We start from the raw sequence: 12,855 nt of genomic DNA on the forward strand, positions 1-12,855 counted from the left end.
AGTTTTTTCATTATTTTTTGTTAAAAAACAGTGTTTTTTAGGTAATTTAACTGTGATTTTGTCAATTTTAATGATGAAAATTGAATTTTTATAGTGTATTTTTACTTTTTAGAAGTGTATTTAAGCATTTTCAAAGTGTATTTTTGCTTTTTTATAGTGCATTTAAGGATTTTCAACTTCAAAATTACAAAAAACAACATTGAAAAAGCAAAAAATATAGTTAAAAATACCAATATACTAATTGAAATAGATAGAAGATACTGTAATTATGCCTTTCGCTTCCCTTTTTTGCCGCCGGATTTCCATGCTTTCAGCCCGAATTCTTCCAATCTGTCACTTTTTTTACCGTATCTGGCATAAACAGCACTTGTAAGCCGTGCAGAAAGCCCTTTGGCATCCTTCATAATCCTGTTTAATTCCTCTGTCAGTTGATGATATTTCGCTTCAGCATCTTCCTGCTTTTGATTTTGCATCTCTGCCTGTGAAATCAGTGAATCAAGCGTTTTCACATCCTGTTGAAAAGATGAGAAATCAGAAGCATTTGCCTTAAACCCTGCAATAAGCAGTTTGAAAAAACCAATCAACTCCGAAAACCTTTTTACCCTTGCCATTAGTAATCACCTCCTGGCAACCTAATGTCGCATTGCGATGCGACCAATTCGTGGGATAGTCGTGCCTGAGACAGATCCGCATCTGGCGGACAATCCAACCACTGCTCTAAGCATTGTAGCGTCCAATTTTTCCGCCACTACGACTTTGGCGGATCTGCCTATTGCATGAAACTGGACGAACAAATGCCGTTGGGTTAAAACCCAACGCTACAAGTCAGATAGCAATCCCACCGCTACTGTGTCCCTCTGTGTCTACTCCTTACATCTACTTCACATTAAACCATCTGCCTTTAATCCGACCTTTTTTTAAGAAACCATCGTAATGCCGCATTATCAGATGTGATTCTAACTGGCTGATAGTATCCAGTGCGACACCGACGACAATTAGCAGCGCGGTTCCACCAAAGAAAAACGGCACATTGACAAATTTTCTTAAATAATCCGGCAGAATCGCAACGAATGCAACAAAAATCGCACCACCTAAAGTAATCCTCGCTAATATCCATTGAATATAGTTTGCAGTCGGCTCACCAGGTCTGATACCCGGCACAAACCCACCCCATTTTTTCATATTCTCCGCAATATCTTTAGGATTCAGTGTGATTGAATTATAAAAATAACAGAAAAATATAATCAGTGTGGCATACAAAATTTCGTACAAAACGCTGCCCCGCATCCACCAGTCAACAAATTTTTTCATAAAGCCCGATTCACCAGTAAATTGTGCGAGTGTCATCGGAACCGACATTAACGAAACCGCAAAAATTACCGCAATCACACCTGACTGGTCAACTTTTATTGGTAGAAATGTTGACTGCCCGCCATACATTTTTCGGCCGATAATTCTCTTTGCATACTGAACAGGAATTTTTCGCTGTCCTGTCTCAACCCAGACAACAAGCGCTATTATCACAAAAACTATTCCTAAAATCAATATTCCGGTAAAAAGTGACATTTCATGTGTTTTTATCATTATAAAAAGATTCTTTGTAGCAGACGGTAGACGGTCAACAATCCCGGCAAAAATGATTAACGATATCCCATTCCCGATACCGCTTTCTGTTATCTGCTCGCCAAGCCACATTATGAAAACCGTTCCAGTCGTCATCGTTAAAACAGTGATAAAAACAAAAAGGACACCCGGGTCTGAAACAACTGACGAGCCATCAGGCGCTTTCATCGGCATTATCATAAAAAGTGTTAATCCCAGTGATTGAACAATTGCTAACAGTATTGTAGCGTATCTTGTCCATTGTGTAATTTTTTTTCTACCGGTTTCACCTTCTTTTGCAAGTTTTTCTAAATACGGGATTGTCGCCTGTAAAAGCGAAAATATAATTGATGCATTGATATAAGGCATAATCCCTAAAGTAAAAATTGATAATTGCGAAAGCGCACCACCTGAAAACATATCCATAAACCCAAACAGCGTATGTGCCTGCTGGGCAAAAAGTGCCTTGAACGCGGTAACATCAATTCCCGGAATCGGTATTGCAACACCAATCCTGTATGCAATAATTACAACTGCGGTAAACAGAACCCGTTTTTTTAGTTCAGGTACCTTGAATATATCTGCAAATGATTCAATCATTGTAAAATCTGGCTATTCCCTACTCACTGCCACTTCACCACCTGCTTGCTTGATTTTTTCAATAGCGCTTTTAGAGAACTTATCCGCTGTTATTTTAAGCGGTTTTGTTAGAATGCCATCACCCAAAATTTTTAGTGGTAAACTGTCTTTTATCAAATTTTTCTGTATCAAAACCTGTTTTGTTATTTCAGAGTTTGGTTCAAACATTTTTTCAAGTGTTTTCAAATTAATTATCTCATATTCTTTCTTAAAAATATTTGTAAAACCACGTTTAGGAATACGGCGGATAAGTGGCATTTGGCCACCTTCAAAACCCGGTCTGGTTCCTCTACCTGCGCGGGCATTCTGCCCTTTTGTTCCTCTGGTTGAAGACCCGCCATGCCCGGAGCCGCGGCCTCTGCCTACTATTTTTCGTCTATGTTTGGCACCTTTTGCAGGTTTCAAATCACAAATTCGCATTTTTTTACTACCTTATACTGAATGAAATTCTATGTGCATTATTTTGTTATCAAAGATTTTTTTGTCTTATACCAAATCCAAATGTTGCACAATTTTAAGATTTTCACCGACGGACACCGTTAACTTATTAATTAATTCATTAATTTGTTAATTAATTAATTACTGTATAAAAATGTTAACGCAATACTGGATGCAGAAAAACTATGTATCTTCACATAAGTTCAGATACACCATTAGTAATCACTGGAATCAAGTTTCACTTTTGTGAAACTACTTAGATATTCTATTCCTTACACTTTATATCTTACATCACTTCACTTTTTGCTTCGTAGTTTTTCTACATCTTCTCGGTTTCTTAATTGTTTTAATGCATTTATAGTAGCATATACAACATTAAACGGGTTTGACGAGCGTAATGATTTTGTAAGTATATCCTTTACACCGGCAGCATCTAATACTGCTCTGACACCACCACCTGCAATAAGTCCTGTGCCAGCTGATGCAGGTTTTAAAAGCACTTTTCCAGCACCAAATGTGCCAGTAACTTCGTGTGGAATAGTTGTATTCTTGAGCGGGACTGTGAACATATTTTTTTGAGCGATTGCAGAACCTTTTTTGATTGCTTCCTGGACTTCATTTGCCTTACCAAGCCCGATACCAACATTACCAGCACCATCACCAACTACAACAAGCGAGTTAAACGAAAACCGTTTCCCGCCTTTCACCACTTTTGTAACCCGACCAATTGATACAACAATTTCTTTCATAATATTCGCTTCGCGAATACGCTAAACCGACGCAGAACTTTGAAAAACCCGCGAAACTGACGCCAAACTAACATCTGCCACGATGAATTTCGCGTTTGTTCCGCGTTTTGTTCCGCGTCTGTTCCGCGTTCCCTTCTTCAGAATTTTAATCCCGCAGAGCGGGCAGCATCTGCGAATGCTTTTACTTTTCCGTGATAAATATACCCGCATCTGTCAAACACAACATTTTTAAGCCCTGCTGAGAGAGCTTTTTTTGCTGTTTCTTCGCCAAGCAGTGTTGCCGATTTTATATTTGCTGTATTTTTTAATTTGAGTGTTCTTGTTGAAACAGATAAAAGTGTATGCCCTCTTATATCGTCTATAAACTGAATATAGATGTTTTTGTTGGATTTATGAAGCACCATTCTGGGCCGTTGCGCAGTGCCTGCAATTTTCTTGCGAATTCTTAATTTCCGTCTTATTAGTGCTTGTTCTTTTTCGGATAACATACTATTTTTTAGCAGAACCGCCAACTGCTCCTGTTGCACCTATTCCAATTGCGGCTTTGCCTGGCTTTTTCTTGATATACTCACCTAAATATCTTATCCCTTTACCTTTGTAAGAATCAGGCTCTTTTGTCTGCCTGATTTGTGAAGCAATCAGTCCGAGTTTTTCTTTATCCGCAGATTTTAATGTAATTACAAGCCCTTTAGGGTCAACTGCAACATCTGTATTATCAGGAATATTGAACTCTACTGGATGAGAGTAGCCAACAAACAGTGTAAGTTTTTTACCGGTTAATTGTGCTTTATATCCAATACCTTGAATTTCAAGTTTTTTTTCAAACGGTGTAACAACTCCTTTTACCATATTATTTATGATAGCGCGGGTTGTTCCGTGCAGTGCGGTGAAATCATCGGATTCCCGTTTCACAACTATAGTATTGTTTTCTATGGATACTGAAATCTCAGGCTGAAAAATTTTTCTGAGTGTTCCTGCCGGACCGGTTACCGAAACTTCACTGCCCGTTATATTCACCTTCACATTATCAGGTATTGGTATCGGTTTATTACCTATTCTGCTCATTTAAAACCAGTGATTAAGTGATTAAGTGATTAAGTGATTAAATGCCGACCACTTAACCACTAACCACATAACCACTTGTTTTCTCACTGCCTCTTTTACCATACATAGCAGACAACTTCGCCACCTAAGTGTTCTTCACGTGCTTTAGAATCTGTCATCAGCCCTCGTGATGTAGAGATGATTGCTGTCCCTATTCCTTTTAACACTTTTGGCAGTTTGTCGGCTTTTTTATAAACCCGTTTAGATGGTTTTGATATTCGTTTTATATCTTTTATTATCGGTTGTTTGGCTGGTGTATATTTTAAGAAGATTCTCAAAATACCCTGCTTCTTATCATCAAGCCGTTTGTAATTTGAGATATATCCTTCTTCTTTCAAGATTTTTGCAATTTCTTCCTTCATATTTGACGATGGAATATCAACTTTTTCTTTGAATTTAGAACTCGCATTTTTTATCTGAACTATGAAATCTGAAATCGGATCGTGAACCATATTAACACCTTAACACCAAGTTAAAGGTATAAATCAAAGGTTAAAATTAAATGGAAAGTCAAGCAAATTTTATTTTAACCTTTAACCTTTAACCTGCCTTTAACCTGCCTCTTTCTTACCAACTTGATTTTTTGACGCCGGGTATTACACCTTTATGTGCAAAATTCCTGAAACAGATTCTACATAAACCGAAATCACGTAAATATCCACGCGGCCGACCACATATACGACATCTATTATATCTTCTTGTAGAATACTTAGGTACTTCTCGTTGCTTAATAATCAAACATTTCTTTGCCATAATAACTACACTCTATCTCTCCATCTTTCCATCTGTCTTTCTAAAAGGCATTCCCAGTGCTGATAATAGTTCTTTGGCTACTTCGTTTTTTTTTGCAGTTGTCACTATCGTGATATTCATCCCACGCACTTTATCGGATTTATCTAACACAACTTCTGGAAAAATATACTGCTCGGTCAAACCAAGATTGTAATTTCCCCGTCCATCAAATTTTGAAACTTCAAGCCCTCTGAAGTCCCTGATTTTAGGTATCGCTATATTCACCAGCCGGTCAAAAAACTCATACATCCTGTTCCCGCGTAATGTAACTTTCAAGCCAATTGGCATTCCTTTTCTTAACTTGAATGCTGATATAGATTTTTTGGCACGACGTAATAATGGTTTCTGACCGGTAATCGCTGCGAGTTCCGAAGATGCAATATCCATCGCTTTTGGATTTTCTTTGGCATCAGATACACCTATATTGATAACTATTTTGTCAAGTTTAGGCACTTGATGGATATTTTGCAGATTTAATTTTTTCAGCAAATCCGGAACAATAATTTTTTTATACGCTTCTTTTAATCGTGCCATATAACATCAGGTTAAAGGTTTAAGGTCAAAGGTTAAAATTTTAGGATTTTATTTTTATTTTTCCCTTTTCCATTTAACCTTTAATTTATACCTTTAATTTTAACCTTTTATTTTTACCTTTAACCTGCCTTTTATACAATCATCTCGCCGCATTTCCGACAGATACGTGATTTTGTACCATCAGAAAGTATCTCCCATTTCGGTCTTGTCGGTTTAGCACATTTCGGGCAGACAAGCATCAGCCGGGCAACAGGAATCGCAGCTTCTTTTTCTCGGATACCACCGGGGTCTGTTTGAGTCGGTTTGGTATGCCTTTTTATAAAATTAACTTTAGAGACTATCGCGGTATTCTTATCCGGAAAAATTTTAAGCACTTCGCCTGTTTTTCCTTTATCTTTACCTGCTAAAACAATAACTTTGTCTTTCTTTTTTATATGCATGATAAATTCAAGTTAATAGGACGCAGATTTTCGCAGAAAAAACAGATTTAAAATTTATATTTTTATAATCTTCGTAATCTGCGTACATCTGTGTACATCTGTGTCCAAAAAAGGAAATTCCTATGCTTTCAAGTTAAAAGTTAAAGGTTAAAATAACACAAAGTGTCATTTTTCCTCTTTTCCATTTTTCCTTTCATTTTCCCCTTTTACCTTTAACTTCGGTTATTCGGAAACGACAATTGTCAGATGACAGGTTTTTCGCTTGTAGGGATTCCCACGACCCATCGCACCTGCTCTCATTCTTTTTATAGGCGGTCCCATTGTTACAAATGCTTTTTTTACAAAAACTGTTTCCGGGTTTTTAAGCCGACCTGCATTGGCAACTGCCGACTTCAATGTCTTTGCTACTAATGGAACTGAACTTTTTTTAACAAAATTAAGCATAACATATGCGTCTGAAACGCGCTTATTTCGGATAAGATTCAGTATCTGACCAACTTTTCTGGATGAATATCTTGCAAATCTTGAATATGCTATCGCTTCCATATTAACACCTGAAAAGATGAAACTTCTTTTGACGGGATTAACAGGATTTTATTTAAAGTTTTATCCTGTAAATCCTGTCAGCTTCTTTTTTGTTTTTAATTTTAACCTTTAACCTTTTACCTTTAACTTGCCTTTAACCTGCCTTTACAATTCGCCACCGCTTAAGTTTTGATAGCGGTCTTGTTGGGGCTATTGTGACTTTATCGCCTGTTTTTGTTTTGTTCTGCTCGTCGTGCGCATAAAATCTGGTGGTACGTTTAACTACCTTCCCATAAAGTGGAAAATGGGTAGTTCTTGTAACCTCTACCACTCTAGTTCTGTTCATTTTGTCTGAAATTACAATACCTGTTTTTGTTTTGTTCATCTTATTATTGCGACCTTTCCCTGTGCTTTTATGTCATGCTCACCTGATTTTTTTGCCTTGATTGTGTAAATATATATTCCACTGGCAATATCTGAAACATTCCACGCATATTCATAAACATATTTGTCATTGATAACTGATGGCGGCTCATAGAGTTCTACTGAATGAACAATCTCGCCTGCTATATTATACAAATTTATTTGCAATTTGTCAGCAAGCCCAACCTCTATATGTATTTTGGGAAATACACCTTGCTTCGCAGGATTTGGATACGCATATATCTCACCTTTTGTGAAAGTTGTATCAGGCTCCGGTGTCATCTGCGGCTGTTGATACACAATCGCATAAATTGAAAAATGTTCAACATCTGCAGATACGGTTTTTGCGTCGGTATCAACTTCGCTTTCAAGTGGTTCATAATCATTTGTTGTTTCATTAAGATATGCAATTTTCAGATTGTTTTCGTTGAGTCCGTTCACATCCTCTGCAGTGTATGGTATTTTAATTTTTACTGGCTTATCAAATTTTTTATCTGATTTGAACTCGTAACTTGAAATTGTTTGTAGACCACACTTAAGTGTGGTTCTGTTCTCAATCTTCTTTACTGAAAATACTGTCGCTTCGTTTAATGAATTCGCGGCAATTGTTATTTCTACTTTTGTTATTGGGTCTTTTATAACTCCGCCTTCTGATGAAACAATATTTTTTGTATAACTACCGTCTGAAATACCAAAATTGCCTGCTAAATCCCAGCCAGAAATTATTATTTTTTCTACATCGCCGAAACCGGTTTGCTTTGTAAACTTTCCAGTCCACAGATTTTCTGCTGTTGCCTGTAGCGGCACACTTAAGTGTGCTTTCTTTGGACTGTTGCCGTGTGGAATTATTTCTGCATTTGCAGAAAGTAATTTTTCAGATGAGAGTGCTGTTACTCTCATATCGTCTGTCTTTTCAGGGTCAATTGTTAAATATACTGTAAATGTCGGCTTTGTAAAATCAATTCCTGCAACAGGCGTCGGGATAAATACAGCATTTTTTGTCGCTATTGTATAAATTGAAATTTTATCTATCGCTACTGCCAGTTTGTTGTTCACCGTGTCAACTGAAGCACCAAGCGCTGTCCAGTTGCCTGTATCAGGATTGTATCTGAATATATCAAGCGTGGTTTCGTCAATTCCGTTGAGTTGTGCTTCATCGTAGAAAAGTGTAAGCATTGCTGAAGGCTCAAATGTTGTGCTCGTCGGTTGTATATCGTAAATTGAGCCGACGCTACCTTGCAAAATACCAAATGTTGAAGCGGTCTTACCGTCGGGATTCGGTGTAATCGTTATTTTTGCATTCTCTGGATTTGATATTTGTGATGATGCATAATCAAACTCCGCCTGTCTGAGAACTGTTATCTCGCCTCGTTTCTCTATTGCGGTAACATATGAGACATTTACTCCGGCAGTTCTTGTTGCAGTTGAGTTTATCACATAAAAATATTTACCATCAGGAACATAATTCCCTGTGGCATCTTTTCCATCCCACAACTGTGAAACATTATATAACCCAGATGCACTATGATATAGTACAAATGTACTATAAAGCTCGTCGGTGGAACTTACAATTTTTATCGTTGTGGTTGAGTTTGTTACAGTTATCGGTCTCAACTCCAAATTAAATGAGATATTTGTTGACTCAATATCAGGGTCAAATGGATCTGGCGTATCTGAAACATCTGAAATAATCAAATTCCGTCCAGCAGGACCGATTGAGACATTAAAACTGCCGGTTGATTTTGATGTATAAAAATTATCACTACCTGTGATATCTATCGTCGCAATACCATCATAATTGTTTATTGCTGTATATGTTCCTGTCCAGGTAATGTTATCCGTTGATGACATTGTAATCTCTGTCGGACTCGCCTGCCCATTCTGCCGAACAAATGTTCGGATAGATGTTAATGGTTCACTTGCTACAACTGTGATTGTAACATCAGTAGCAAAAGTTACCGGGTCTGGCGTTGCTGAAATTGTATAACTTGGCGCCTTGTTATCTACAATAAACGACCTTGTTCCTGAATAACCACCATAAACAGTGCCATCAAAAGCAGCAACTTTCCAGTAGTATGTTGTTGAGTCATAAAGAAATGTTTCTGGCTGAATTGTATATGACATTTGTCCTATACCCTGTGCAACTGGTGGCACAGGCGAAAACCCTTTAGTAGAGACATTGCTTTCAAAGACATCTTTCGCAGAAAAATCACTTACCGACGACAACTCAACCTTAAAGTGCAAATCATCACCATCCGCATCTGCTGGCACATTCCATACCAAAGTCGGTTGAGCATTTGTCCAACTACCATCAGAAGGGGAAACTAATCCCGGGGGGCTTGGTGGCTGGTTTATCGGCACCGGTGTAACCCATCTTGCATATTTTATATCATAGTTTGTTTGATCTTGATAACTTATATGAGGGTTATTGTAGGAATCTAAAACAATATCAGTATAATGACATACTTTAGGGCTACTATCAACCGTTTGAATGCTCCAAATTGCACCATCCCATTTTGCATATTTAAGAGTATCATTGCCCCAATAACTTATATGTGGATTATCATCTGTATCTATAAATATAGCTGTGTAATCGCCCACAATACCTTCACTATCAACTGTTTGAACGTTCCAATTTGAACCAGTCCACCTTGCATATTTGAGATCAAGATTAGTCATGTCAAGATAACTTATATGGGGATATCCCGCACTATCTAATGCTAATGATAAAGCCCAACCTACATCACCAATTGAGTCAACTATTTCGATGGACCATGAAGAACCTGTCCACCTCGCATATTTAAGATTACCAGCATTGAAATCATAGTAACTTATATGCGGTCTAGCACTGCTATCCAATACAAGTGACGAAAACAACACTCCTCCCGGAATAACTACATCTACATTTTGGATATCCCAGGTCGTTCCCGTCCATCTTGCATATTTGAGCCAATTAGCATGGCAATAACTTACACATGGATTTCCGTTATTATCTAATACTAGCGATGTATGAGTTCCTTCTGTATCAATAATTTTTATAATCCATTTTGTTCCATCCCATTTTGCATATTTTGTATATTTAGTTTGCATCAGTAACCCACCGTAATAACTTATATTAGGATATCCATTGGAATCTAATGCAACGGATGTATACGCGACGTGTGTATCAGGGCTATCAATGCTTTCAATAGCCCAGCATGTCCCAGTCCATTTTGCGAAAATTAAACCTCCTCTGCCGCCAGATTCTATCCCACCGCCAGAATATGAAATATGCGGATAATCATTTGAATCAATCGCAATAGAAGTATGTCCTCCCAATCTTCCTTCAGAATCCACCACACTTATATTCCATTCAGCGAAAATATATCCATAGATATTAAAAATAAAGACACAACCAAAAATATTTTTGACAATAAATTTCAACTTCAAATTTATTTTGTTATGATTATTTTTTAATTCCATATTTTTTTGCAAGTGATAAGTATTTTTGAGATTCTTTATAGTTTTTTTTGTTAAGTAAGCATATTGATAAATTATAATAAGCTCCACCATTTTCAGGATCTATCTCCACAGCTTTAAGAAATGATTTAATCGCGTTATCATACAATCCCTGGGATGAATAACAAATACCTATGTTATTATAAGCATCTGCGAATTTTGGATTTATTAATAATGCTTTATTATATTCAGCCAACGCATTTTCATATAAATGTAATTCTTCATAAATATCCCCTAAATTGATATAGGTATGAATATATGTCTGATCAAGTTCAATTACTTTTTTATATTCAGCAATCGCGTTTTTATATAAACCCATTTTCTTATAAACACCTGCAAGAGCGTAACGGGCTGAAATAAAGTTTGGTTTTATTATCAAAGCTTTTTTATACCATTCAATCACGTTTTCATAATTTCCCATTTTTGTGAGATTAGTTCCTATTCCGTAGTACGAATCTGCGTCATATTTATATACTTTGAGTGCTTTTTTATATTCAGAGATAGCATCTTCATATAAATTTTGTTCTTCAAATATAACCCCTAAATTTTTATAAGGAGATACATAAAATGGGTTTATTCCTATTGCTTTCCTGAATTCTTTTATTGCATGAGTATAAAGTTTTTTATTCTTATAACCACAACCAAGACCATTATGCGCTTTTTCAGAATTAGGGTATAACTTTACCGCGGCTGTCCATAGTGTAATACCATTTTCCCATTCTCTATTCCGTAATATTGTCTTTATTGAATATACTGATAAAAGAAAGAATAAAACTAAAATCAAAATATTATGACCATTTTTTTTTATTATAAAAATCGTCAGAAGGATACAAAATCCAAATGTTGAAAAATATAAATAACGTTCTGCCATGAATGCTCCGAATGGTACTATATTTGAGACAGGTAAAATTGATATAAAAAAATAAAATATTGAAAAAGAAATTTCTTTTGATTTCTTATAAGTTTTTATAGCGAATACTAAAATAAATGCTATAATCCCAATAGATATAATAACTGATAAATTAAATACAGAAATTACTGGAACAACAAGGTGTTCTATAGAAAGTTTGTATGGTAAAAAAAGTAACTTTATATAACCAACGAAAACCTTACTCATAGTAAGCATTGTCTGATAAAAATTGCTGTTAAGCGTCGAAAAAGCCGTAGTTCCTATGACTGCTTCTAAAGGCGGCTTAAAAAGAAAAAACTTAAATATTAAATAACCAATTCCAACTATAAAAAAAGACGAATAATATAAAAGTTGGTTTTTGATTTTTTCTCTATTATGTACAAAGCAAATATCATAATTCATTAAAATAACTGGCAATGTTATTGCCATCTCTTTTGAAAATAAAGCAAAAATGAAAAAGATAAGAGATAGGAGATAGGCGATAGGCGATTCTTTAACATAAAAATAAAATGCTAAAAGAAAAAAGAAAAATGAAATCAAATCTTCTCGGAAACTTATACCATTTACCGCTTCTGTCTGAATTGGATGTAAAGCAAAAAGTAGTGCACAGATTAAACTTGCTAAATTACTTTTAAGAATAAAAGATGCTATTAAATAAACGAGTATCGCATTTAATGTATGAAAAGAGATATTCGTTAAATGCCAACCAAAAACATTTAATTTCCATATAGAGTAATCAATAAAATAAGAAATAGTACATACTGGTCTATAAGATAATTCATGGGCAAGGACGAAATACTTTTTCGTAAGTAGTTTTGGTAAATTTTCCCAAGATTTTATAAATTCGTTTTCTACTATGACTTTCTTATCATCATAAACAAACTCGTTCTTGAATGAATTGGCATACACACCAAAAGTTGCAACGACTATCAATCCAATAGCGAACCATTTATTTTCTATAAGTTTTTTCATATGATTTTATAGGACATTTGTCCTATACCCTGTGTAACCGGTTGCACCTATTTAGTATATTTAAGGTCAAAATTTGTCAAATGCTTTACATCAGGTTACATTATTCGACCTGAAAAACGGCTATAAATTTATATTTTACCGATAATAAAATGCCCTTGACACAACCGTATAAAAATGATACACTTATGACAAATGCCAAAAGGCTTACAAAAAATACATTTTATATTCG

Annotated in this window: 14 protein-coding genes; all 14 read right to left on the reverse strand. The window is 35.8% G+C overall.

Going from position 1 to position 12,855, the window contains the following annotated elements; translation table 11 throughout:
• Positions 1-266 precede the first annotated feature (266 nt).
• Positions 267-611, reverse strand: coding sequence for a hypothetical protein (locus AB1349_10190; protein MEW6557708.1), 345 nt, complete (start codon positions 609-611; stop codon positions 267-269).
• 265 nt (positions 612-876) lie between these two features.
• A complete protein-coding gene (secY, locus tag AB1349_10195) occupies positions 877-2,202 on the reverse strand; it encodes a preprotein translocase subunit SecY (protein ID MEW6557709.1) in 1,326 nt (441 codons plus the stop codon).
• A 12-nt stretch (positions 2,203-2,214) separates the two neighbouring features.
• Positions 2,215-2,661 carry a 50S ribosomal protein L15 gene (gene rplO / locus AB1349_10200; protein MEW6557710.1) on the reverse strand — a complete coding sequence of 149 codons (447 nt, stop codon included), beginning with the start codon at positions 2,659-2,661 and terminating at the stop codon, positions 2,215-2,217.
• A 314-nt stretch (positions 2,662-2,975) separates the two neighbouring features.
• Positions 2,976-3,428 carry a 30S ribosomal protein S5 gene (rpsE, locus tag AB1349_10205; protein MEW6557711.1) on the reverse strand — a complete coding sequence of 151 codons (453 nt, stop codon included), beginning with the start codon at positions 3,426-3,428 and terminating at the stop codon, positions 2,976-2,978.
• Positions 3,429-3,565: 137 nt separating this feature from the next.
• Positions 3,566-3,916: a 50S ribosomal protein L18 gene (gene rplR / locus AB1349_10210; GenBank protein MEW6557712.1), complete on the reverse strand. Its 351-nt coding sequence runs from the start codon at positions 3,914-3,916 to the stop codon at positions 3,566-3,568.
• 1 nt (position 3,917) lies between these two features.
• The gene (rplF, locus tag AB1349_10215; GenBank protein ID MEW6557713.1) at positions 3,918-4,493 is read right to left on the reverse strand and encodes a 50S ribosomal protein L6; all 576 of its coding nucleotides are present in this window, start codon (positions 4,491-4,493) and stop codon (positions 3,918-3,920) included.
• A 95-nt stretch (positions 4,494-4,588) separates the two neighbouring features.
• A complete protein-coding gene (gene rpsH, locus AB1349_10220) occupies positions 4,589-4,984 on the reverse strand; it encodes a 30S ribosomal protein S8 (GenBank protein ID MEW6557714.1) in 396 nt (131 codons plus the stop codon).
• A 115-nt stretch (positions 4,985-5,099) separates the two neighbouring features.
• Positions 5,100-5,285: a type Z 30S ribosomal protein S14 gene (locus tag AB1349_10225; protein ID MEW6557715.1), complete on the reverse strand. Its 186-nt coding sequence runs from the start codon at positions 5,283-5,285 to the stop codon at positions 5,100-5,102.
• Positions 5,286-5,297: 12 nt separating this feature from the next.
• On the reverse strand, positions 5,298-5,858 hold the full coding sequence (rplE, locus tag AB1349_10230; GenBank protein MEW6557716.1) for a 50S ribosomal protein L5: 561 nt from the start codon (positions 5,856-5,858) through the stop codon (positions 5,298-5,300).
• A gap of 131 nt (positions 5,859-5,989) precedes the next feature.
• Entirely contained in the window at positions 5,990-6,298 is a 309-nt protein-coding gene (gene rplX, locus AB1349_10235) for a 50S ribosomal protein L24 (protein MEW6557717.1), read from the reverse strand.
• A gap of 222 nt (positions 6,299-6,520) precedes the next feature.
• Positions 6,521-6,844, reverse strand: coding sequence for a 50S ribosomal protein L22 (gene rplV, locus AB1349_10240; protein MEW6557718.1), 324 nt, complete (start codon positions 6,842-6,844; stop codon positions 6,521-6,523).
• Between the two features lie 133 nt (positions 6,845-6,977).
• Positions 6,978-7,208, reverse strand: coding sequence for a 30S ribosomal protein S17 (gene rpsQ, locus AB1349_10245; protein ID MEW6557719.1), 231 nt, complete (start codon positions 7,206-7,208; stop codon positions 6,978-6,980).
• Positions 7,205-10,798: a hypothetical protein gene (locus tag AB1349_10250; protein MEW6557720.1), complete on the reverse strand. Its 3,594-nt coding sequence runs from the start codon at positions 10,796-10,798 to the stop codon at positions 7,205-7,207. Before AB1349_10250 ends, rpsQ begins: the two co-directional genes overlap by 4 nt.
• Positions 10,692-12,626: a tetratricopeptide repeat protein gene (locus AB1349_10255; protein MEW6557721.1), complete on the reverse strand. Its 1,935-nt coding sequence runs from the start codon at positions 12,624-12,626 to the stop codon at positions 10,692-10,694. The genes AB1349_10250 and AB1349_10255 overlap by 107 nt, the downstream gene beginning before the upstream one ends.
• Between the last annotated feature and the right edge of the window lie 229 nt (positions 12,627-12,855).

This window comes from Elusimicrobiota bacterium, from assembly GCA_040757695.1.
Taxonomy (GTDB): Bacteria; Elusimicrobiota; UBA8919; order UBA8919; family UBA8919; genus JBFLWK01.

What these genes read in the sequence shown, in the direction of transcription:
- AB1349_10190 (MEW6557708.1), bottom strand. Translation starts at nt 611, where the DNA reads ATGGCAAGGGTAAAAAGGTTTTCGGAGTTGATTGGTTTTTTCAAACTG.
- secY (MEW6557709.1), bottom strand. Translation starts at nt 2,202, where the DNA reads ATGATTGAATCATTTGCAGATATATTCAAGGTACCTGAACTAAAAAAA.
- rplO (MEW6557710.1), bottom strand. Translation starts at nt 2,661, where the DNA reads ATGCGAATTTGTGATTTGAAACCTGCAAAAGGTGCCAAACATAGACGA.
- rpsE (MEW6557711.1), bottom strand. Translation starts at nt 3,428, where the DNA reads ATGAAAGAAATTGTTGTATCAATTGGTCGGGTTACAAAAGTGGTGAAA.
- rplR (MEW6557712.1), bottom strand. Translation starts at nt 3,916, where the DNA reads ATGTTATCCGAAAAAGAACAAGCACTAATAAGACGGAAATTAAGAATT.
- rplF (MEW6557713.1), bottom strand. Translation starts at nt 4,493, where the DNA reads ATGAGCAGAATAGGTAATAAACCGATACCAATACCTGATAATGTGAAG.
- rpsH (MEW6557714.1), bottom strand. Translation starts at nt 4,984, where the DNA reads ATGGTTCACGATCCGATTTCAGATTTCATAGTTCAGATAAAAAATGCG.
- AB1349_10225 (MEW6557715.1), bottom strand. Translation starts at nt 5,285, where the DNA reads ATGGCAAAGAAATGTTTGATTATTAAGCAACGAGAAGTACCTAAGTAT.
- rplE (MEW6557716.1), bottom strand. Translation starts at nt 5,858, where the DNA reads ATGGCACGATTAAAAGAAGCGTATAAAAAAATTATTGTTCCGGATTTG.
- rplX (MEW6557717.1), bottom strand. Translation starts at nt 6,298, where the DNA reads ATGCATATAAAAAAGAAAGACAAAGTTATTGTTTTAGCAGGTAAAGAT.
- rplV (MEW6557718.1), bottom strand. Translation starts at nt 6,844, where the DNA reads ATGGAAGCGATAGCATATTCAAGATTTGCAAGATATTCATCCAGAAAA.
- rpsQ (MEW6557719.1), bottom strand. Translation starts at nt 7,208, where the DNA reads ATGAACAAAACAAAAACAGGTATTGTAATTTCAGACAAAATGAACAGA.
- AB1349_10250 (MEW6557720.1), bottom strand. Translation starts at nt 10,798, where the DNA reads ATGGTGGAGCTTATTATAATTTATCAATATGCTTACTTAACAAAAAAA.
- AB1349_10255 (MEW6557721.1), bottom strand. Translation starts at nt 12,626, where the DNA reads ATGAAAAAACTTATAGAAAATAAATGGTTCGCTATTGGATTGATAGTC.